This is a genomic window from Melissospora conviva (assembly GCF_049523535.1).
GTDB lineage: Bacteria > Actinomycetota > Actinomycetes > Mycobacteriales > Micromonosporaceae > Melissospora > Melissospora conviva.
Genome location: NZ_JBLLDT010000006.1, coordinates 108947 through 129519, shown reverse-complemented (window position 1 = coordinate 129519; position 20573 = coordinate 108947). Strand labels below are relative to the sequence as shown.

16 protein-coding genes and 1 pseudogene are annotated in these 20573 nt (G+C 71.8%); 8 read left to right on the top strand and 9 right to left on the bottom strand.

Annotated elements, in window-relative coordinates; translation table 11 throughout:
• Positions 1 to 6: 6 nt before the first annotated feature.
• Both ACK8GG_RS15555 and ACK8GG_RS15550 read right to left on the bottom strand, forming a co-directional pair.
• Positions 7 to 651, bottom strand: coding sequence for a response regulator (locus tag ACK8GG_RS15555; protein WP_440355117.1), 645 nt, complete (start codon positions 649 to 651; stop codon positions 7 to 9).
• Positions 648 to 1751, bottom strand: a complete 1104-nt coding sequence (locus ACK8GG_RS15550; RefSeq protein ID WP_440356646.1) for a sensor histidine kinase — start codon at positions 1749 to 1751, stop codon at positions 648 to 650. The genes ACK8GG_RS15555 and ACK8GG_RS15550 overlap by 4 nt, the downstream gene beginning before the upstream one ends.
• 112 nt (positions 1752 to 1863) lie before the next feature.
• On the opposite strand from ACK8GG_RS15550, the gene ACK8GG_RS15545 reads away from it, so the two are divergent.
• Positions 1864 to 2601, top strand: a complete 738-nt coding sequence (locus ACK8GG_RS15545; protein WP_440355116.1) for an ABC transporter ATP-binding protein — start codon at positions 1864 to 1866, stop codon at positions 2599 to 2601.
• On the top strand, positions 2598 to 3365 hold the full coding sequence (locus tag ACK8GG_RS15540) for an ABC transporter permease (protein ID WP_440351619.1): 768 nt from the start codon (positions 2598 to 2600) through the stop codon (positions 3363 to 3365). The genes ACK8GG_RS15545 and ACK8GG_RS15540 overlap by 4 nt, the downstream gene beginning before the upstream one ends.
• 70 nt (positions 3366 to 3435) lie before the next feature.
• On the opposite strand, the gene ACK8GG_RS15535 is transcribed toward ACK8GG_RS15540, so the two are convergent.
• The 7 genes and pseudogenes from ACK8GG_RS15535 to ACK8GG_RS15505 form a co-directional block, all read right to left on the bottom strand.
• Positions 3436 to 5757, bottom strand: a complete 2322-nt coding sequence (locus ACK8GG_RS15535) for a carboxypeptidase regulatory-like domain-containing protein (protein ID WP_440356645.1) — start codon at positions 5755 to 5757, stop codon at positions 3436 to 3438.
• 232 nt (positions 5758 to 5989) lie between these two features.
• Positions 5990 to 7006: pseudogene (locus ACK8GG_RS15530) on the bottom strand (arginase family protein); the annotation flags it as partial.
• A 64-nt stretch (positions 7007 to 7070) separates the two neighbouring features.
• Positions 7071 to 8006: a tetratricopeptide repeat protein gene (locus ACK8GG_RS15525; RefSeq protein WP_440351621.1), complete on the bottom strand. Its 936-nt coding sequence runs from the start codon at positions 8004 to 8006 to the stop codon at positions 7071 to 7073.
• A gap of 104 nt (positions 8007 to 8110) precedes the next feature.
• Positions 8111 to 9799, bottom strand: coding sequence for a coenzyme B12-dependent isobutyryl-CoA mutase large subunit (icmA, locus tag ACK8GG_RS15520; protein WP_440351622.1), 1689 nt, complete (start codon positions 9797 to 9799; stop codon positions 8111 to 8113).
• 132 nt (positions 9800 to 9931) lie between these two features.
• Positions 9932 to 10432 carry an Asp23/Gls24 family envelope stress response protein gene (locus tag ACK8GG_RS15515; protein WP_440355112.1) on the bottom strand — a complete coding sequence of 167 codons (501 nt, stop codon included), beginning with the start codon at positions 10430 to 10432 and terminating at the stop codon, positions 9932 to 9934.
• 149 nt (positions 10433 to 10581) lie between these two features.
• Positions 10582 to 11580 carry a methylmalonyl Co-A mutase-associated GTPase MeaB gene (meaB, locus tag ACK8GG_RS15510; protein ID WP_440351624.1) on the bottom strand — a complete coding sequence of 333 codons (999 nt, stop codon included), beginning with the start codon at positions 11578 to 11580 and terminating at the stop codon, positions 10582 to 10584.
• Positions 11577 to 12773, bottom strand: coding sequence for an acetyl-CoA C-acetyltransferase (locus tag ACK8GG_RS15505; RefSeq protein WP_440351625.1), 1197 nt, complete (start codon positions 12771 to 12773; stop codon positions 11577 to 11579). Before ACK8GG_RS15505 ends, meaB begins: the two co-directional genes overlap by 4 nt.
• 62 nt (positions 12774 to 12835) lie before the next feature.
• Between ACK8GG_RS15505 and mce the strand changes: the two genes are divergently transcribed.
• The 6 genes from mce to ACK8GG_RS15475 all read left to right on the top strand — a co-directional run bounded on the left by mce (position 12836) and on the right by ACK8GG_RS15475 (position 20478).
• The gene (gene mce, locus ACK8GG_RS15500; RefSeq protein ID WP_440351626.1) at positions 12836 to 13309 is read left to right on the top strand and encodes a methylmalonyl-CoA epimerase; all 474 of its coding nucleotides are present in this window, start codon (positions 12836 to 12838) and stop codon (positions 13307 to 13309) included.
• 97 nt (positions 13310 to 13406) lie between these two features.
• Positions 13407 to 13844: an LLM class flavin-dependent oxidoreductase gene (locus tag ACK8GG_RS15495; protein WP_440355111.1), complete on the top strand. Its 438-nt coding sequence runs from the start codon at positions 13407 to 13409 to the stop codon at positions 13842 to 13844.
• Between the two features lie 315 nt (positions 13845 to 14159).
• Positions 14160 to 15515, top strand: a complete 1356-nt coding sequence (gene ccrA / locus ACK8GG_RS15490) for a crotonyl-CoA carboxylase/reductase (protein ID WP_440351749.1) — start codon at positions 14160 to 14162, stop codon at positions 15513 to 15515.
• Positions 15516 to 15718: 203 nt separating this feature from the next.
• On the top strand, positions 15719 to 16972 hold the full coding sequence (locus ACK8GG_RS15485) for a DivIVA domain-containing protein (RefSeq protein WP_440351628.1): 1254 nt from the start codon (positions 15719 to 15721) through the stop codon (positions 16970 to 16972).
• 208 nt (positions 16973 to 17180) lie between these two features.
• Positions 17181 to 18941: a coiled-coil domain-containing protein gene (locus ACK8GG_RS15480; RefSeq protein ID WP_440355110.1), complete on the top strand. Its 1761-nt coding sequence runs from the start codon at positions 17181 to 17183 to the stop codon at positions 18939 to 18941.
• Positions 18942 to 19146: 205 nt separating this feature from the next.
• Positions 19147 to 20478, top strand: a complete 1332-nt coding sequence (locus ACK8GG_RS15475; protein ID WP_440355109.1) for a right-handed parallel beta-helix repeat-containing protein — start codon at positions 19147 to 19149, stop codon at positions 20476 to 20478.
• Positions 20479 to 20573 lie beyond the last annotated feature (95 nt).

Genomic DNA, 20573 nt, shown 5'->3' with positions numbered 1-20573 from the left:
TACCGCTCAGCCCAGGATGCCGTCGTGCAGCGCGCGGAGGACCGCGCTGGTGCGGTCCCGGGCACCGAGTTTGGCGAGGATGGCGGAGAGGTGGTTCTTGACCGTCCCCTCGGCGAGGAAGAGCGCGTCCGCGATCTGCCGGTTGCTGTAGCCGGACGCCGCGAGACGGAGCACGTCGAGTTCGCGGGCCGTCAGCTTCTGCGCCGGGAGAGCATCCGCGGCGACCGGCGAGGCCCCGGAGCGGATCGCCCGGAGCAGGCGGTCGGTGAGGGCCGGGGCGACGAGGGTTCCACCCTCGGCCAGTGTCTGCACCGCCTGGGTGAGCTGGGCGAGCGTGACGTCCTTGAGCAGATATCCGCGCGCCCCGGCCCGGAGGGCGTCGAGCACGAGGGCATCGTCGTCGAAGGTCGTCAGCACCAGGACCGGGACCTCCGTCCCGTTCTCCCGCAGCCGCTCGAGCGTCCAGATCCCGTCGAAGCGGGGCATCCGCATGTCGAGGAGGACCACGTCGGGTTCCGTCGCGGCGATGAGCTCGATCGCGGCCCGTCCGTCGGCGGCCTCACCGGCGACCTCGATGCCCGCGACGGCGAGCAGCCCGGCGATGCCCTGCCGGATCAGCGCCTGGTCGTCGACGACCACCACACGGATCATGAGGCCGGCACCCACGCGGTGATCCGGAACCCGTCACGTCCGTCCACGGTGATGTCACCGCCGAGCTCGGCGAAGCGCTCGCGCAGGCCCAGCAGACCGTTGCCGAGCACGACATCGCGGGCGCCGCATCCATCGTCACGGCTGCGGAACACGACACTGTCCGCCTCGGCGGTGACTTCGATCCAGAGCTCGCGGGCGTCGGCATGCCGGAGGGTGTTGGTGACGACCTCCTGTGCCGCGCGGACGAGAGTGGCGCTCTGCTGCTCGTCGAGTCGCACCCGCGGGGCGACCTCGACCGAGACAGCGAGCCCCGGTGCCGCGTCGGCCATGGCACGCAGTGCACGTTCGAGGTCGGGAGCCTCGGTCCTGAGCTGACCGACGGTGGCGCGTACGTCACGCAGCAGCTCGCGGGCGACCCGGTCGGCACGGTCGAGGTGCTCGCGGGAACCGGCGCCCTCGACATGCCGGGCGGTCTCCAGCTCCAACGTCAGCACCGTCAGCTGGTGGCCGATGAGGTCGTGCAGTTCACGGGAGATCCGCAGCCGTTCGGCGGTGCGTGCGGACTCCGAGAGCAGGACGCTCGCCGCTTGCAGCTCGACGTGCGCCTCGGCGAGTTCGCGGCGCATCCGCTGCTCGCGGATCAGCGTGGCCGAACTGAGCAACGTGGCCAGCTGGATGAACAGGTAGAAGCCGGCGAGGATGACGCTTTCGGTCACGTCCGCGGCGACCTGGACGGTGACCGCGACGATCACGCCGGTGTTGAGGGCCACGACGACGAACCCCGCCCGCAGCGGCAGGACGTAGACGCTCGTCGCGGCCGTCATCACCAGCAGGATCAGCAGCAGGCCCATTCCCGGCGCGGTCAGCACGAGCGCCCATGCCGACACGGTGGCCACGGCGAACCCGCCGTACCGGGCCGGCGCCGAGGTCTGCGCCGTGATCGCACCGAGCAGGGCCACCAGAAAGAGCGTGCAGAGCGCGATCCATCCGCCTCGTGGCATCGTCGGCGCCGCGACTCCGAACAGGACGGGGGCCGCGACCGCGACGGAGACGACGAGCATCGCCAGACCTGACCACTCCTCCGTCCCGAGCCGCCGCATGCCGCCATCCTACGAAGCCGGACACCGCAGGCACCCCTGCGGAAAGTCATGGTTGCGGAGGGTGACTTCCAGCACGAGCCAGCAGGGCCGTGCGGTCTCTAGCGTGATGACCATGAATACATCCGATCCGGCGATCCTCGCCGAAGGGCTCGCCAAGCGCTACCGGCAGAAGGTCGCCGTCGCGGACGTGAGCCTGCGAATCGAGGCCGGTGAGACGTTCGGGATCCTGGGGGCGAACGGCGCCGGCAAGACCACCACCGTCGAGATGATCGCGGGCCTGCGCCATCCCGACCAAGGCCGGGTACGGGTGCTCGGCCTCGACCCCCGCCACGACCGCACCCGGCTGCGGCAGGTGCTCGGCGTACAGCTGCAGCACGCCTATCTGCACGGCGCACTGCGGGTCTCCGAGCTGGTCGACCTGTACCGCAGCTTCTATCCGAACCCGCGCTCCGGCGCGGAACTGCTGGAGCTGGTGGATCTGGGCGAGCAACGGCGGACGGTGTTCGAAAAGCTTTCCGGCGGGCAGCAGCAGCGCCTCTCCATCGCCCTCGCGCTCGCCGGCCGGCCCCGCGTCCTGATCCTCGACGAGCTGACCACGGGACTCGACCCCAGAGCCCGACGGCACATGTGGGGCACGATCGAGCAGCTGAAACAGGACGGCGTGACGATCCTGCTGGTGAGCCACGCGATGGAGGAGGTCGAGCGCCTCTGTGGCCGGGTCGCCCTCCTCGACGCCGGAAGGATCGTCGCCCTGGACACCCCCCGCGGCCTCGCGGCGCGGGCGGGCACCGCCACCCTCGACGACGCGTTCGTCGCGTTGGCCGGCAAGGAACCGGAGGATTCGCAATGAGCACCGTCATCGAGGCCCACCGACCCGGAATGCGGTCGATGCTCATCCTCATCGGCGCCGAGACGAAGATGGTCGTCCGCGACACCGCCGGCCTCGTCGTGCCGCTGGGGCTACCGCTGCTCATCCTGCTCACCAGCGCCTCCGCCGCCGGCAGGACGGAAATCGTCAACGGGCGGACGGCGCTCGACCTCTTCGTACTGCCGCTCGTCCTCGCCATGGTCACGGCGACGATCGGCATCATCAACATGCCCAGCTTCCTCGCCTACTACCGGCGCTCCGGCATCCTGCGCCGGCTCGCGGTCACTCCCGCGTCACCGGTCATGGTGCTTGCCGCCCAGGCGATCGTGAGCCTCATGCAGGCGGCCGTGGGCATCACCCTCGCCCTCGTGGTCGCCACGCTCGCCTTCGACGCCAACCCGCCCGTCAATCCGGGGGCAGCCATCGGCGTCGTCGCGCTCACCATGGCGGCGATGTACAGCATCGGCATGATCGTCGCCGCTGTCGCCCCCACGCCCAACTCCGCCGTCGCCGCCGGTCTCGTCGCCTTCTTCGCACTCGGCGCCCTCGGCGGCATGTTCGGCGGTCGCGGCGGGCTCCCCGAGCCGCTCGCGGAGATCGGCAGCCGGCTGCCCTTCGGGGCCGCGGTCGACGCCCTCTCCGCCGCCTGGGCCGGGACGGCCGTCGAGGGAGGCCAGCTCCTCAGCCTCGGCATCACGGTCGCGGTCGGCGCGACGGTGGCGGCACTGCTCTTCCGCTGGGAATGACAGGCGCGGTACAGCAGCGGAAAAGCGGTGGGGGACGTCCGCGGACGTCCCCCACCATGTATCGCGACCGTCAGCCTGCCGGGAAGACGATCTCCTTGGTGCCGATGCCGGTGATCAGCACCGGGGACGCGGAGTCGAAGTCGTCCCCGCCGTACCAGCGCATTCCGTCACCGCAGTAGCAGGAGATCTTGACGAACTGGGGGCGGGCGACCTGCAGGGTAACCCCGGTGGAGACCAGTCCGTCCACCACACCGATCCGGTCGCCAGTCACCGCGTTGTGGACGACGATCCGCCCCGACGTCACAGACGGTACGGTGACCGTCAGGTCCGCGCCGGCGCGAAGGGTGTGATCGAAGGTGCTGGTGGTTCCCGCCTGAACCGCGACCGTCCGGCCGAGGTAGCGGTTGCCCAGTCCACCGCTCCACTGGTACGGGTGCGCCTCGGCCTTGAACAGCAACGGCCACCGGTACGGACCGAGCCAGTCGATGCGGTACGTGCCGTCGGCGGCGACCCGGGCATACCGCAGGTCCGCTCCGGCGCCGATGTCCGGGCCGACGATGCTCACGGTGCCGTTGCGCACCGGCGCACCGTCGGCAGTGGTGACCGTGCCGGTAACCACTCCCTTGCGGTCAAGTCGGACCGTCGGCGCGGCCACCGTGGCGCCCGCCTCAACGGTCAGCAGCTTGGCGGCCAACTCCGAACCCGTGCCCCCGGTCGTCCCCACCCACTGCGCCCCGTACGGACTGCTGCGGTCCGGCAGCGCGAAGAGGCGATAGCGGTCGGGGTCGTTGACGGTGATCGTCACCTCGCCCTGTGAGTCGCTGCGGAACCGGCAGCCGTCCGGGAAGTTGAAGGACTTCTCCCTGACCGGGAAGACACAGATCCCGGCCGCGGGTGCACCGGTGGCACGGTCGGTCACCGTCGTGGTGATCCGGCCGAGCGGCCGCAGGCTGAGCTCGACCTCGACCTGCGCTCCGGCGACGACCGTCACCGAAGCCGCATCGTCGTTGAAGGCGTAGCCGTCACCTCCGGCGCTGACCGGGTAGGTACCGACCGGAAGGCCGGTGATGGTCACAGCGCCATCGGCGCTGCTGCCACTCCAGTCCTTCACGTTTACCCAGAAGTCCGTCACGGCGGCACCGGTCACCGCATCACGCGCCGTGATGCGCACATCCCCGACGGGCAGGGCGGTGTCGTTCACCGTGCTGGTCTGACCCGCCGCAACCGTGATCCGCTCGGCCTGCGCGGCGTGCACCTGGCCGTAGGCGTACTGGTCGATCGCCCCCCACTTGGAAAAGTGGACGGTGTACTCGCCAGTGAAGAGCCCGGCAACGTGGAAGTCGCCGTTGGCGTCGGTGGAGGCCCAGCCCTGGTCGTCGTAACCGACCGCGGAGACCGACACCTGCACATTGGCCATTCCCGCGCCGGTGCGGTCGACGAACCGCCCGGCGACCGATCCGGTGGGCAGCAACTGCTCATCGAGTCGAGTCGTCTCGCCGCCGACGACCTCGAAGCGCGTTGCCTCGTGCCAGGTACGGCTCTGATGCGCGTACTGCCGGCCGCCGTCCGGCACGCTGAAGTCGACCTTGTATGTGCCCGGCAACAGATCGTCGAGCCGGTAGTCACCGGACTCATCGGTGCGGGTCCAGCCGGATCCCGCGCCGCTCGCCTGGACCTCGATGTCGGCAGCCGGTACGCCATTCGCGTCGGTCACCCGGCCTTCGATCGCACCGGTCTGCAGTTTGATGTCGTTGACGGTCACCGCCTGTCCGGCTGCCACCGCGAAAACCTCGGCCTGCTCGTGGTCGGTGGTTCCGTAGGCGTACTGCTGGTTCTCGCCGTAGGAGAACGAGATCCGGTAGCTGCCGGGGAAGACCTTCAGCGAGTAGCTGCCGTCGGAATCCGTCCTGGTGCTGCCGCCGGAGACGTTCCCTCCGTCGGCACGCACCCAGGCGTAGACGCCGTTGCCGTCGCTGTCGGTGAAGCGGCCGCTGATCGTGCCGGTCGGCAGCAACGCGTCATCCACGGTCGTGCGCTGACCGGCGACCACCGAGATGCGGTCCGCGTCGTCCCAGTTGACCTTGCCGAAGGCGTACTGCTCAGGGTGGCCCGCCGCCTGGAACGACACCAGGTAGGCGTCCTCCCCGGCCGGCACGTTCGAGAGGGTGTAGCGCCCGTTGGAGTCCGTCTCGGCCCAGTCGCCGTAAGAGTCGTCGGTGGCGTACAGGTAGACCGAGGCGCCGGCGACGGGTGCGCCGTTGTCGGTGAGAGTACCGGCGATGGTGCCGGTTTCCGATGCGGTGGCGGCCGGGGCCGCCGCCGCGGTCATGGTCGCGGCGGCGAGTGCCGGCACGAGCAGCAGCACCAGCCGCTGCAGGGGTGATCTGCGCATTCATCTCCAGTCCGAAGAACGACGGAGCACCGGGGGCCCGAAGTCCCCTCTCGCTCCCTTTCGGACACGGACACTAGCGGAAGGGCCCGACAAACTTGATCAATTAAATCCCCTGCCGGGCGCCGTACGTACCGGCTCGGCGGGTCGCGCCGGCGCACCTGGCCCGTCGCCGACCGGTGCTGCGCGAGCGGCGATCGCCGGGCCCGCGGTACGCGAGTCAGGCAGGAGTCGAGTCGGCCCGTGCGGTCGGCGCAACCGCGTCGTCCGGGCGGCCCGGCGTCCCGGCCGCCTCCGGACCGGCCTGCTGCGGCACCAGCCGTACCGGCGGGTCGGCGGCCACCCCGAGCGGGGCCAGCGCCGCCACGAGCGTGGCGACGATCTCGGCGGCGTACCCGCCCTGCGGGTCGTAGTCCGGGTCGAAGACGGTGATCTCGACACCGAGGCAGTGCGGGCTGGCCACCAGTCCGGCCAGCAGGATCTCCAGCTCGGCGAAGGCGATCCCGCCGGGCTCCGGCGCGTCCACCGCCGGCAGCACCGCCGGGTCCAGCACGTCGAGGTCGATGTGCACCCAGTAGCCCGCACAGTCGGCGAGCTGGTCGTGGGCCCACTGCGCGCTGCGGGCGGCGCCCTCGGCGCGCAGCGCCGGGACCGGCCGGGTGACGATGCCGGCGGCCTGCAGGTCCAGCCGGTACTCGTCCTGGGCGCGGATGCCGATGAGCACCACGTCGATGTCGCGGAAGTAGGGTCGCCGTCCCTCGATGCCGGCCAGGTCGGCCTGGCCGCGGCCGGTCACGAGGGCCAGCCCCTCCCCGGCGGCGGCCCCGACGTAGGAGGCGTTGCCCGGGTGGCGGAAGTCGGAGTGGCCGTCGACGTAGACCAGCCCCACCCGGCCGCCCACCGACTCGCCGAGCCGGTGCATCGCCAGCGCGGCGCCGATCAGCACCGAGCAGTCGCCGCCGAGCACCACCGGGAACTCGCCCTGGTCGATGATCTCGCCGATCCGGTCGGCAAGCGCCGCCGAGTACGACTCGATCTCCCGCGCCTGGCAGACCCCGTCACCGGGGCGCCAGTCCCCCGGGTCGTAGCGCGGCGGGGTCAGGCACCCGGCGTCGCGGGCCCCGAGCCGGGCGACCAGGCCGTGGTCGCGCAGCGCGCCCGGGGCCTTGGCGCAGCCGGGCACCGAGGTCGGCGTGGGCGGTCGCAGGCCCAGGTTCGTCGGCGCGTCAAGGACGGCAATCCGGCGCATCAGGGCAACTCCCGTCCTCGGGGTCGGGCGGGCCGGCCGGAGTGCCGGCCCGCGTCGGTGCGTCGAATCAGAACAGCGCGCTGGCCAGCGCCCGCCGGGCCTTGGCCACCGCCGGATCGTCCGGTCCGGCGACGGCGAAGAGCGACACCAGGTGCTGCCGGATCGTCTCCCGCTCGGGGCCGAAGGTCCGCCGGACCAGCCCCACCAGCCGGGCGTACGCCTGCTCGGCGTTGCCGGCGACCACCTCGACGTCGGCCGCGAGCAGCTGCGCCGGCGCGTCGTCGGGGGCGGCCTCGGCCGCGGCGAGCACGGTGCCGGGGTCGACGCCGGCAACCCGGCGGAAGAGCCCGACCTGGGCCAGGCCGGCCTCGGCGGCGGCGTCGCCCGGGGTCTCGGCCAGGATCCGCTTGTACGCCTCCTCGGCGGCGTCCAGGTCACCGGTCATCATCGCGTCGTCGGCCTCGTCGAGCCGGGGGTCGCCCGGGGCTTCGACCGCCACGCCGCCGGCTTTGAGGACCGCGCCGAGCCACTGCCGCAGCTGCGCCTCGGGCACCACACCGGAGAAGGCGTCGATGGGCTGTCCACCGACGACGGCGAAGACCATCGGGATGCTCTGGATCCGGAACATCTGCGCGATGCGCGGGTTGGCGTCCACGTCGACGCGGGCGAGGATCCAGGCGCCGTCGCCCTCGGCGGCGAGCCGCTCCAGCATCGGGCCGAGCTGCTTGCAGGGCTCGCACCACTCGGCCCAGAAGTCCAGCACCACCGGCGTTGTCAGCGAGCGTTCCAGCACCTCGGTCTGGAAGGTCGCCTCGGTCACGTCCAGGACGGCGACGCCGCCGCCGGGCGCGGCCGGGGCGCCGCCCGGCACACCGGCCGGGAGACCGCTCGGCGCCGCGGCCGGCGGCGGGGTGGGCCGGGCGGACGGCGGGGCGTTACGCAGCGCGCTGAGGTCGACCGCGCCGCGGGTGAAAATCGACGGGTTGATCCGTGGGTCGTTCATGGTTGCCTAGTCTTGCACGTGCCGGGCGCTGGTCAGACCAACCGCGGCGCCGACAGTCGCCCCGTGCCGTGTTCGCGTCACCGGCGACTGTCGGCGACCCGACCTCAGAAGCGGGCGGGTTCGAAGTACACGCCCCACTCCTCGCGCAGGGTGTCGCAGATCTCGCCGAGCGTCGCCTCGGCGCGGACGGCGTCGAGCATCGCCGGGATCATGTTCTCGTCGGCGCGGGCGGCGGCGCGCATCCGCTCCAGCGCGGCCCGGATCGCGCCGGCGTCCCGGTCCGCCTTACGCTGCGCCAGTACCCGCCGCTGCTCCAGCTCCACCTCGTGCGAGATGCGCAGGATCTCCAGCTCCTTGGCGACGGTGCCGGTGTGGCAGTTCACTCCGACGATCTTCTTCTCGCCCTTCTCCAGGGCCTGCTGGTAGACGAACGCCGCCTCGGCGATGTGCCCGGTGAACCAGCCGTCCTCGATGCCGCGCAGGATGCCCGAGGTCATCGGGCCGATGCGGTGCGGGCCGTCGCCGCCGAGCCGCCGGATCTGGGCGAAGATCTCCTCCGCCTCGGCCTCGATGCGGTCGGTGAGCGCCTCGACGTACCAGGAGCCGCCGAGCGGGTCGGCGACGTTGGTCACGCCGATCTCCTCCATCAGCACCTGCTGGGTACGCAGCGCGATCTCGGCGGATTCGTCGGTGGGCAGCGCCAGGGTCTCGTCCAGGGCGTTGGTGTGCAGCGAGTTGGTGCCGCCGAGCACCGCGGCCAGCGCCTCCACCGCCGTACGGACGACGTTGTTGACCGGCTGCTGGGCGGTGAGCGAGACGCCGGCGGTCTGGGTGTGGAAGCGCAGCCAGAGCGCCCGCTCGTCGGTGGCGCCGTAGACTTCACGCAGCCAGCGGGCCCAGATGCGGCGGGCGGCGCGGAACTTGGCGATCTCCTCGAAGAAGTCCAGGTGCGAGTCGAAGAAGAAGCTCAGCCCCGGGGCGAAGGTGTTGACGTCCAGGCCGCGGGAGAGCCCGAGCTCGACGTAGCCGAAGCCGTCGGCGAGCGTGTACGCCAGCTCCTGCGCGGCGGTGGAGCCGGCCTCCCGGATGTGATAGCCGGAGACCGAGAGCGGCTTGTAGCGCGGAATCTCGGCCGCGCAGTACTCCATCAGGTCACCGATCAGCCGCAGGTGCGGCTCCGGGTCGAAGAGCCACTCCTTCTGGGCGATGTACTCCTTGAAGATGTCGGTCTGCAGCGTGCCGTCGAGCCGGGCCAGGTCGGCCCCCTGGCGCTCGGCGGCGACCAGGTACATGCAGAAGACCGGCACGGCCGGCCCGGAGATGGTCATCGAGGTGGTGACGGCGGTCAGGTCGATGCCGTCGAAGAGCGTCTCCATGTCGGCCGCGGAGTCGATCGCCACCCCGCAGTGGCCGACCTCGCCGAGGGCCTGCTGGTCGTCGGAGTCGCGGCCCATCAGGGTGGGCATGTCGAAGGCGACGGAGAGGCCGCCGCCGCCCGCGCCGAGGATCATCTTGTAGCGCTCGTTGGTCTGCCGGGCGTTGCCGAAGCCGGCGAACTGCCGGATCGTCCAGGTACGACCCCGGTAGCCGGTCGGATACAACCCCCGGGTGTACGGGTACTCCCCCGGCCAGCCGATCCGCGCGAAGCCCGGGTGATCGGTGCCCTCGGGTGGGCCGTACACGGGCTCGACCGGCATCCCGGAGAGCGTGGTGAAGTCGGCTTCGCGCTTGCGCGCGGCGTCGTAGCGGGCCTGCCAGCGGGCCCGCCCGGCGGCGATCTCATCGGCGTTCATCCGTAGCTCCTCCTTGAGCCTCGATGCGCCATCGAGTGTAGAGGGTCTACCTGAACGATCACTAAGGAAACTCGTACCGGCCGGTAGGGCAGGGTCGACGACCACCGGCCCCGCCGGCCGGTCCGGTCCGGGTCAGGCGGTGGGCGCGGCGGGGGTCTGGAGGTCGTCGACCTTGACGTTGACCTCGGTCACCGCCAGGCCGTAGCCCTCGACCGCCTCGATGACGCGGGTCCGCACCGCCTCGGTGACGTCCCCGACGACGTGCCCCGCCTCGATGACGAGCACGACGTCGATGACGGCGCTGGTGCCGGTCACCTTCGCCGAGACGCCCCGGGTGGCGTCGCCGACGGAATCCAGCCCCACCCGGTCCAGCACGTCGTTGAAGAAACGCGCCACGTCGCCGCCGAGATCCGCCACCCCGGGCACCGCACGTGCCGCCGCGACCGCGATCTTCTGGACGACCTCCTCGGAGACCTCCGTGGCGCCCCGGCTCGCCGCCGCGCCAGGCGCGTCCGGCGTAGCGGCCGGAGCCGGCGCGTCCGGCGTAGCGGCCGGAGCGGGCTGCGGCGCTACGGGCGCGGGGACGGCACCGGCAGCGGTGGCGTCCCCGTCGTTCTGCTCAACCTCGGTCATCGACACATCTCCCCTGGTCCGCCACCGAGCCGGCCTCCGTGGCGATCAGGGAGCCTACTCGGCGAGAGCCACCAGGGGTGGGGTCGCGAGCGGCAATGTGGACACCGCGGCCGGAGAGGCCGGCGGGCCTGGCCGGCCCGGTCGTGCGATCAGCCGGCGGGCCGGTCGAGGTGGCGCAGCAGCTCGTCGGCGGCGGCGTACGGGTCCAGGGAACCAGCCGCCACCTGCTCGGCGAGGACGGTCAGCTCGGTGCCGTCGCGCAGCGAGCCGATCCGGCCGCGCAGCACGCCGAGCGCGATCGCCTCGACCTCGGCGGCGGCCCGGGCCTCCCGGCGGCGGCGCAGCTCACCGGTGTCGGTGAGCCAGTCGCGGTGCTTGTCGATCGCGGCGGCCACGTCGTCGATTCCCTCGCCGCGGGCGGCGACGGCGCGCACCACCTCGGGGCGCCACTGTCCCGCTTCCCGGCCACCGAGGGCGATCATGCCCTTGATGTCGCGGATGGTCGCGTCGGCGCCGTCGCGGTCGGCCTTGTTGACGACGAAGACGTCGGCGATCTCCAGGATGCCGGCCTTGACCGCCTGGATGGCGTCGCCCATCCCGGGGGCGAGCAGCACCAGCGTGGTGTCGGCGAGTGAGGCGACCTCCACCTCGGCCTGTCCGACGCCGACGGTCTCCACCAGCACCACGTCGCAGCCGGCGCCCTCCAGGACCCGGACCGCCTGCGGCGTCGCCGCGGAGAGGCCGCCGAGGTGACCGCGGCTGGACATCGAGCGGATGTAGACACCGGGGTCGGTGGCGTGGTCCTGCATCCGGACCCGGTCGCCGAGGATCGCCCCGCCGGTGAAGGGGCTGGAGGGGTCGATCGCCAGCACCCCGACCCGGTGGCCGCGCGCGCGCAGCGCCCGGACCAGCTCGTTGGTGGTGGTCGACTTGCCCACGCCCGGTGAGCCGGTCAGCCCGACGACCTGCGCCTTGCCGGTGTGGGGCGCGAGCGCCGCCGCCACCTGCGGCAGCAGCTCGTCGCCCGACTCGACCAGCGTGATCAGGCGGGCGACCGCGCGGGGTTCACCCGCGCGGGCCCGCTCGACCAGCGTCGGTACGTCCCGGCTGCGCCGGACGCCCGACGCGCCCGTACCGACGGTGCTCACTTGCTGTTCTCACCACCCGGAACGTGGATGATCAGGGCGTCGCCCTGACCGCCGCCGCCGCAGAGCGCGGCCGCGCCGGTGCCGCCGCCGCGCCGCTTCAGCTCCATCGCTAGGGAGAGCACGAGCCGGGCGCCGGACATGCCGATCGGGTGGCCGAGCGCGATCGCGCCACCGTTGACGTTGACGATCTCCTCGCTGACGCCGAGGTCGCGCATCGACTGGATGCCGACCGCCGCGAAGGCCTCGTTGATCTCGATGAGGTCCAGGTCGGAGACGCTGAGCCCGCCCTTGCGCAGGGCGTGCTGGATGGCGTTGGAGGGCTGCGAGTGCAGCGAGTTGTCCGGTCCCGCGACGTTGCCGTGCGCACCGATCTCGGCCAGCCAGGTCAGCCCCAGCTCGGTCGCCTTGGCCTTGCTCATCACCACGACCGCGGCGGCGCCGTCGGAGATCGGCGACGAACTGCCGGCGGTGATGGTGCCGTCGGAGGTGAACGCCGGACGCAGCTTGCCCAGCGACTCGGCGGTGGTGTTCGGGCGGATGCCCTCGTCCTCGGTGACGGCGATCGGGTCACCCTTGCGCTGCGGGATCAGCACCGGGGTGATCTCGGAGGCGAAGACGCCGTTCTTCTGGGCGGCGGCGGCCTTCTGGTGGCTGGCGGCGGAGAAGGCGTCCTGCTCGGCGCGGGTGATGCCGTGCTTGGCGCCGTGCCGCTCGGTGGACTCGCCCATCGAGCAGCAGTCCCAGGCGTCGGTCAGGCCGTCGAGCGCCATGTGGTCCTTGATGACGACGTCGCCGTACTTGTAGCCGGAGCGCTGTCCGAGCATCAGGTGCGGGGCGTTGGTCATCGACTCCATGCCGCCGGCGACGACGATGTCGAACTCGCCCGCGCGGATCAGCTGGTCGGCCAGGGCGATGGCGTCCAGACCGGAGAGACAGACCTTGTTGATGGTCAGCGCGGGCACGTTCATCGGAATGCCCGCCTCGACCGCGGCCTGGCGGGCCGGGATCTGACCGGTGCCGGCCTGCAGCACCTGACCCATGATGACGTACTGCACCTGCTCCGGGGCCACGCCGGCCCGCTCCAGGGCGGCGCCGATGGCGATACCGCCGAGCTTGGTCGCAGGGAGGTCCTTGAGGTTGCCCAGCAGGCGCCCCATGGGGGTACGCGCACCGCTGACGATCACCGAAGCCATGTCTGTGAGCCTCCGAGGGGGGTGGGCCGACGGCGTAACGATTGTTCGGCCAGACTAGCGCCATGGCCGACATTCACTCCCCTGCGCCCGGTGCGGACAATGTCACAGACATCGGGCTTCTCCGTATCGATCACGTCGGAGTCGCCGTCGCCGACCTGGACGCCGCGATCGAGTTCTACGAGCGCGTCTTCGGCATGCGCTGCGTGCACACCGAGACCAACACCGAGCAGGGCGTCCGCGAGGCGATGCTCTCGGTGGGACCGACCCCGGCCGGCGGCTGCGTGCAGCTGCTCGCGCCGCTGAGCCCGGAATCGACCATCGCGAAGTTCCTGGACCGCAACGGCCCGGGTGTGCAGCAGGTCGCGTACACCGTCGCCGACATCGAGGTCGCCTCGGCGAAGCTGCGTGAGCGCGGGATGCGGCTGCTCTACGACGCGCCGCGCCGCGGCACCGCGAACTCGCGGATCAACTTCGTCCACCCCAGGGACGCCGGCGGCGTCCTGGTCGAGCTGGTCGAGCCGGCCGCCGGCCACTGACCGACCGGCCCCTCCCGCCGGGCAGCGGGAGGGGCACCCGGCGTGTCGAACCCGCGCCACCGTCAGCTACCACCCCCGGCATTTACTGTCCGTGGTCGTGGCAGGCACGGATCGACGCGGAGACGATGCCGACGCGAATCCGGTACGCCCGTTCCGCTTCACCACCTCGATGCCCGCGCTGACCGGGCCGGCGTCCCACTGGCGCGACGACGTACGCCGCATCGAGGAGCTCGGGTTCGACTCGGTCTCCGTCTCGGACCACCTCACCGGCGGCTGGAGCATGGACCCGGTCGTGGCGATGACGGTGGCCGCGGAGGCGACCTCCCGGCTGCGGGTGCTGGCGCTGGTGGGTTCTGCAACGACTGGCGGTGGCGGCCGCCGGGTGCTGGGGCTCGCCGGCCGGTTCGCGGACATCGTCGGGATCAACCCCCGCCGCGCCGCCGGCGTGAATTCCCGCGACGGGCGCCCGGCTCGCCGGGTGCTGACGGGCGGCGCGGCGCGAAGCGGCGAACCGGCGAGGCGCCACCGGCCGTAGGGCCGACCACCTGGTCGGCCATTCGGACTACTGCGGCGGGTTCCGGTGCCCGAAATCTGCCTACGGTTGCCGATATGAGGCGCGAAACGGTCCGGCCCGTGCTGCTACCGCACAACTACGCGCAGCGCTCGATGCAGTTTTTCACAGTGTCTTTATCCGATTGCTACTCTTCAGTAACGTCCGCGCAAAGCACCGGGCGGGGTCCGGCATTTGCCGCCAGACCGGACGCTCCGAGCAGCGCCACCGCCCGTGGCTCACCCTCGAACGATGGCAGCAACCACGCGCCGGGCAGGCGCGTCTCACCGGGAGGTCACCGTGCAGGACATCCTCGACGCGATCATGGCGGCGGAGGGGGCCAAGGATCCGGCCAGGGAACTCGCCGGCATCGGTGGTCTCGCAGTACCGGAGAGCTACCAGGGCGTGGTGGTCCGCGCCGACGAGCAGAACATGTTCGACGGACTGGCCAGCCGCGACCGGGACCCCCGCAAGTCGCTGCACGTGCAGGAGGTGCCCACCCCCGAACTCGGCCCGGGTGAGGCGCTCATCGCCGTGATGGCGAGCGCCATCAACTACAACACCGTCTGGACGAGCATCTTCCAGCCGGTCTCGACCTTCAAGTTCCTGCAGCGCTACGGCCGCAACTCGGAGCTGACCAAGCGCCACGATCTGCCGTACCACGTGGTCGGCTCGGACGCCGCCGGCGTGGTCCTCAAGGTCGGCGCCGGCGTGACCAAGTGGAAGCCGGGCGACCAGGTCGTGGCGCACTGCCTCTCGGTGGAACTCGAGGACGCCGCCGGCCACGACGACACGATGCTCGACCCGCAGCAGCGGATCTGGGGCTTCGAGACCAACTTCGGCGGCCTGGCCGAGCTGTCGATCGTCAAGGCCAACCAGCTGATGCCCAAGCCGGACCACCTGACCTGGGAGGAGGCCGCCAGCCCGGGGCTGGTCAACTCCACCGCGTACCGGCAGCTGGTCTCGCACCACGGCGCCAACATGAAGCAGGGCGACATCGTGCTGATCTGGGGCGCCTCCGGCGGCCTGGGCAGCTACGCGACCCAGATGGCCCTCAACGGCGGCGCGATCCCGGTCTGCGTCGTCTCCTCTCCCGAGAAGGCCGAACTGTGCCGCAGGATGGGCGCCGAGCTGGTCATCGACCGTGCCGCCGAGGGCTACAAGTTCTGGTCCGACGAGCAGACCCAGGACCCGGCCGAGTGGCGGCGCTTCGGCGAGAAGATCCGTGAGCTGACCGGCGGCGAGGACCCGGACATCGTCTTCGAGCACCCGGGCCGAGAGACCTTCGGCGCCAGCGTCTACGTCGCCAAGCGCGGCGGCACCATCGTGACCTGCGCCTCCACCAGCGGCTTCATGCACGAGTACGACAACCGCTACCTCTGGATGAACCTCAAGCGCATCGTCGGCAGCCACTTCGCCAACTACAAGGAGGCGTGGGAGGCCAACCGGCTGATCGCCAAGGGCCTGGTGCATCCCACCGTCTCGCAGAGCTACAGCATGGCCGAGGTCGGGCAGGCCGCGTACGACGTGCACCGCAACGCCCACCAGGGCAAGGTCGGCGTGCTCTGCCTGGCCCCCGAGGAGGGGCTCGGCGTGCGCAACACGCAGATGCGGGCGAAGTACGAGCAGGAGATCAACCGCTTCCGCGGTCAGTAACAGCAGGTGGTCGGCGGCGTCCGGACGGTCACTCGACTGTCCGGACGCCGCCGTTTCTCCACAGTCACCCGACGCCTGCGCCACCAGCACGGCGGGCCGCTCGCCCGAGGGCGCCGCGACCGGGCCGCCGGCGCGGTGCGAGGCTGCCGACAAGGCCGACCGGCTCTTGCGGAGCCCCCTGGTGCGTCTGCGAGTATGGGGCCATGCCCCAGCAGCAGACCCCCCCTCTGGCGTTCTTCGAAAACGCGAACACACAGCCCGACTTCACCGTCAGCCTGCGCGGGTACAACTCCGCTCAGGTCGACGACTTCATCGGGCGGCTCAACGGCGCCCTGGCGCAGTCCGAGCAGGCCCGCGCCGAGGCCGAGCAGCGGATGAACGACGCGCAGCGCCGACTGCGCCAGTCCGAGCAGCGGCTGACCGCGCTCGAGCAGAAGCTCGCCGACACCAACAAGCAGCTCGAGGAGAACAGCCGCCCGACGCTCTCCGGACTCGGCACGCGGGTCGAGCAGATTCTGCGGCTGGCCGAGGAGCAGGCCAACGACCACCGCAACGAGGCCAAGCGGGAGTCCGAGGGCATCCTCTCCGCCGCCCGGCTCGAGGCCCGGGAGATCACCGACAAGGCCCGGGCCGAGGCCGCGGCGATGAAGGCCGCCGCCGAGCGCGAGGCCGGCACCGTCCGCACCGTCGCCGAGCGCGAGGCCGCCGAGGTCCGCGTGCAGGCCCGCCGGGAGGCGGACACCCTCCGTGCCGACGCCGACCGGGAGACCAAGCAGCTGCGCTCCGTCACCGCGCACGAGGTGGCCGAGCTGAAGTCCACCGTGGAGCGCGAGGTCGCCACGCTGCGCGCCACCGCCGAGCGCGAGATCACCCAGCAGCGGGCGAAGGCCGCCCGCGAGGCCGAGGAGAAGCGCGCCGAGGCCACCAAGCTGCTCGCCGACGCCCGGGACAAGCGCGACAAGGACCTGCAGGCGCTGGAGCTGCAGCTCGCCGAGCGGCGGGAGAAGGCCGAGCGCGAGGAGTCCGAGCGGCACGCCGCCCAGGTCGCCCAGACCCAGAAGCTGGTCAGCGAGGCCGAGCAGCGCGCCCGCACCGCCCAGGAGCGGGCCAAGGAGATCGAGCAGCGGGCCGAGGCGCGCCGGGTCGACTCCGAGCGCACCGCCGAGGAGACCGTCAGCAAGGCGAAGGCCGAGGCCGACAAGACGGTGACCGACGCCCGCAACGAGGCGAACCGGCTGCTCAGCGAGGCCCGCAACGAGGCCGACATGGCGCTGCAGGCGGCGCGGCGCGAGGTCGAGGACCTCAACCGCCAGCGCGACGCCGTCAACTCCCAGCTCGGCCAGCTCCTCTCCGGCCTCGCCGGCATCGTCCCCTCGCCGGCCGCCAAGGCCGACGCGGCCGCCCCTGCCGCCGAAGCCCCCGCCGAGGGCAAGGTCAACGCCGACGCGCAGAGCTGAGCCGACGGGTCGTCGGGACATGCACCGGCCCGGTTCACCGGGCCGGTGGGGGCAGCACGGCGAGGGTCGAACCGGCAGGTCCGGTTCGGCCCTCGCCGCACGCCCGGCGTAGGGTGTCGACATCCTCCGGGCCGATCGTGACCTGTGTCCGCATCAAAGCCCGTCCGTATTGCCCCAAGACCGCTTGATGCGTGTGAGGATGGGAAACATGTCGAACGGCGAGGAACTCTTCGCCCTCGGTGGGGACGTGACCACGGAGCCAAGCTTCGAGTCCGCTCTTCGGGGCTACGAAAAACGGCAGGTGGACCGGTACGTCGCGCGTGCCGAACACGAGATCGCCACCCTGGCGGCCGAACGCGAGCAGGCGTACACCCAGATCCACAAGCTGGCCGGCCAGGTAGAGGTGCTCCAGCGCGACCTGGCCAACGTGCGACGCCAGGTGGGCGTGAAGGACCGGGCCTCGTTCCGGCACCTCGGGCCGCGCGTCGAGCAGATCCTCACCCTCGCGGAGGAGCAGGCCGAAGCGATTCAGCTCGCCGCCAACGAGGAGATCCAGCAGCGTCGCGCCGAGGCCGAACGGATCCTCACCGAGGCCCGGGAAACGGCCGACGAGACGCTGCGCGACTTCGAGATCGCGCTCTCCTCGCGGCGAGCGGAAGAGGACCGTTTCAGCAGCGCCAGACGCAGCGAGGCCGAGGCCGCGCTGGCCGACGCCAAGCGGGAGGCGCAGGCGACCACGACCGCGGCCCGGCAGCAGGCCGAAGCGACCGTGCAGGCCGCCAACGCCGAGTCCGAGCGGCTGCGCACGGCCGCCGAGTCGGTGCACGCCAAGTCCGTCGAAGAGGCCGACCGGCTGCGCGCGCAGGTCGAGCAGGAGGTCACCGGCCTGCGGCAGCAGACCCAGGCGGAGGTCGCCCGGCTCAAGCAGGAGACTGCGCAGGAGGCCGAGCGGATCCGCCGCGAGGCCGAGGCGATCCGGGTCGCCGCCGTCGAGGAGGGCAACCGGCTGCGCGCCGAGGCCGAGACGATCCACGCCAAGGCCGTCGAGCAGGCGAAGCTCATCACCGACCAGGCCACCGAGGCAGGCAACCGCAGCCGCGCCGAGACCGAGGCGTACGTGCAGCGGATGCGCGCCGAGACCGAGGCGCATGTGCGGCAGACGCGGGAGCAGACCCAGCGGGAGCTCGTGGCCCTGCGTCAGCGGGCCGAACAGGAGATCGACGAGCAGCGGCAGGCGATGGAGCAGGAGATCGCCGCCAAGCAGGCCGAGGCCGAGGCCGAGCGCGCCGGGTTGCGCCGGGAGGCGGAGCAGGAGGCCCAGCGGATCCGCAGCGAGGCCGAAGCCGAGCGTGAGGCGCAGCTGACCCGGGCCCGGCAGGAGGCCGAGGCGAAGCGCCGCGAGGCCGACCAGCACGTGCTGGCGTCGAAGCGGCAGTTCGAGGAGTACGCCGCCGCGGCGACGCAGCACCTGGCGACGACGCAGCAGCACCTCGCCGCCACCCAGCAGGAGACGGTCGCCGGCCGGCAGCAGCTCGCCTCGGTGATGCTGGAGCTGGCCCAGGCGCAGCAGCAGCTCGCCGACCTGCGGCAGGAGACCTGGACGTCGCGTCAGGAGTACGACCAGATCCAGAGCCGCCTCGGCGAGGTGCACGACCACCTCGCCGGCGAACGGGACCGGCTGGCCGACACCCACGAGGTGGTGGAGGCGGCCGGCGAGTCGGTGGCCGCCGCCGAGGCCGACGTACGGCGGGCGACCGCCGAGCCGGACGAGCAGCAGGCCACGGATCTGGACGACCCGACCTCCGACGGGGTCACCGCGGCGGACGAGAGCGAGACGACGATGACGATCGTCGCCGCCGGTGACGGTCACAAGCCCGGCGGGCCCGAACAGATCGCCGACACCGCCCCGCTGCGCGGGACCAAGCCGAACGGCAAGAAGTCCAAGAAGGTCGCCGTCGATTCGGAGTGAGAGCGCGCCGGTGCCGCCCCTGTGGTGGCACCGGCGCTGCGCGCCACCCGCTCCTGACCTCGAGCGCCCGTGGGGCGCCGACCGCGCCGACGCCCGCGAGATGCCGTGACCTGACAGTCACCGCCGGTAACATCCTTCCGGCGGCGGTTCGCCCATCACCGCCCGCTCGTCCCACGACGACCGCGACCGGCGGAGGCCATCCCGCATGAATCTCGGTACTTCCCGCGCGCCGGACCGGCCCCGGACCGGCGCCGGACCTATCTGGCAGCCGGTTCCCCGCTGGGGCAGGCGGCTCCGCCTGCCCCCCGTCCTCCTGCTCGCCCTGGCGCTCGCCGCCGGTGGCGCGTACCTCGCGCTCGACGGTGCCGCCGAGAGCGAATCCACGGTGCCCGATCAGGACACAGAGAGCGGCCCCCTGGTGCTGGACCGGCCCGGACAGCTCCTCCAGGGAGAGCATCTGGACCGGCCGGTGGAGATCGCGGCAGCCGACGTCACCCTGCGCGGCCTGCGGATCAGCTCCGACGCCGCGGCGCTGGTGACGGTCCGCCCCGGCATCACCGGCGCCCGCATCGAGGAGACCGAACTGCACTGCGCCGGCCCGCAGACCGACGGCATCGTCTCCGGCGGGTACGTGGCGGTGCAGGTCGAGGCGTACGGCTGCGGGAAGCCCTTCGCGCAACGGCGGGACGCGCCCGCCGCCGTCATCCGCTCCCGCAGCGACGGCGTCGCCTACCGGCTCCCGGCGGTCACCGAGACCGACATGTCCCGGGCCGCCGCGCCCGCCCGGCTGCCCCTGGAGCAGTGGCCCGGTCCCACCAGTACCGGAGTGCCGCCCGGCACCGAGCTGCGCAAGGTCAGCGGCAAGTTGCGTCTGAACACCGACGGCGAGGTGGTCAGCGGCATCGACCTGACCGGCTGCGTCGAGGTGCGCGCGAAGAACGTGACGATCGAGAAGTCCCGGATAACCTGCGACAGCTCCACGTTCAGCATCCGCACCCACGACAGCGCGGCGAACCTGCTCATCTCCGACGTCGAGATCGACGGCACGGGCCGCAACTCCACCGCCATCTGCTGCGCGAACTACACCGCCCGGCGGGTGAACATCCACCACGCCCTGGACGGGCCCCGGCTCAGCGACAACACCGTCGTCGAGGACTCCTGGATCCACAGCCTCAGCCGACAGCCGGGCTCGCACAACGACACCCTGCAGATCACCGGCGGGCGCAACGTGCTGGTACGGGGCAACCGGCTGGACGCCTACCGCGACGACACCGACGACCCGATGAACGCCTGCATCATGATCGGCTCCACCACCGGGGTGGTGCGCGACGTGCGTTTCGTGGGCAACTACTGCGACGGCGGCAACTACTCGGTCCACACCCGCGCCGACCTGAACGGCGCCAACATCCTGATCCGCGACAACCGGTACGGCCGCAACCAGCGCTACGGTGTCGTCTCCGATCCGGACCAGGCCGGCATCGTCTTCGAGCAGCACAGCAACGTCTGGTTCGACAACGTCCAACCGGTGCTGGGCTGAGCCACGCCGGCCCGGCGCCGAATTCGCGCCGACCGCGTCGGAGCGGGATCCCGTCCACGCCGCCGTTTTCCCGGTGTTCGGCGACGAGCGGGGGG

What these genes read in the sequence shown, in the direction of transcription:
- ACK8GG_RS15555 (WP_440355117.1), bottom strand. Translation starts at nt 651, where the DNA reads ATGATCCGTGTGGTGGTCGTCGACGACCAGGCGCTGATCCGGCAGGGC.
- ACK8GG_RS15550 (WP_440356646.1), bottom strand. Translation starts at nt 1,751, where the DNA reads ATGCGGCGGCTCGGGACGGAGGAGTGGTCAGGTCTGGCGATGCTCGTC.
- ACK8GG_RS15545 (WP_440355116.1), top strand. Translation starts at nt 1,864, where the DNA reads ATGAATACATCCGATCCGGCGATCCTCGCCGAAGGGCTCGCCAAGCGC.
- ACK8GG_RS15540 (WP_440351619.1), top strand. Translation starts at nt 2,598, where the DNA reads ATGAGCACCGTCATCGAGGCCCACCGACCCGGAATGCGGTCGATGCTC.
- ACK8GG_RS15535 (WP_440356645.1), bottom strand. Translation starts at nt 5,757, where the DNA reads ATGCGCAGATCACCCCTGCAGCGGCTGGTGCTGCTGCTCGTGCCGGCA.
- ACK8GG_RS15525 (WP_440351621.1), bottom strand. Translation starts at nt 8,006, where the DNA reads ATGAACGACCCACGGATCAACCCGTCGATTTTCACCCGCGGCGCGGTC.
- icmA (WP_440351622.1), bottom strand. Translation starts at nt 9,799, where the DNA reads ATGAACGCCGATGAGATCGCCGCCGGGCGGGCCCGCTGGCAGGCCCGC.
- ACK8GG_RS15515 (WP_440355112.1), bottom strand. Translation starts at nt 10,432, where the DNA reads ATGACCGAGGTTGAGCAGAACGACGGGGACGCCACCGCTGCCGGTGCC.
- ACK8GG_RS15505 (WP_440351625.1), bottom strand. Translation starts at nt 12,773, where the DNA reads ATGGCTTCGGTGATCGTCAGCGGTGCGCGTACCCCCATGGGGCGCCTG.
- mce (WP_440351626.1), top strand. Translation starts at nt 12,836, where the DNA reads ATGGCCGACATTCACTCCCCTGCGCCCGGTGCGGACAATGTCACAGAC.
- ACK8GG_RS15485 (WP_440351628.1), top strand. Translation starts at nt 15,719, where the DNA reads ATGCCCCAGCAGCAGACCCCCCCTCTGGCGTTCTTCGAAAACGCGAAC.
- ACK8GG_RS15480 (WP_440355110.1), top strand. Translation starts at nt 17,181, where the DNA reads ATGTCGAACGGCGAGGAACTCTTCGCCCTCGGTGGGGACGTGACCACG.
- ACK8GG_RS15475 (WP_440355109.1), top strand. Translation starts at nt 19,147, where the DNA reads ATGAATCTCGGTACTTCCCGCGCGCCGGACCGGCCCCGGACCGGCGCC.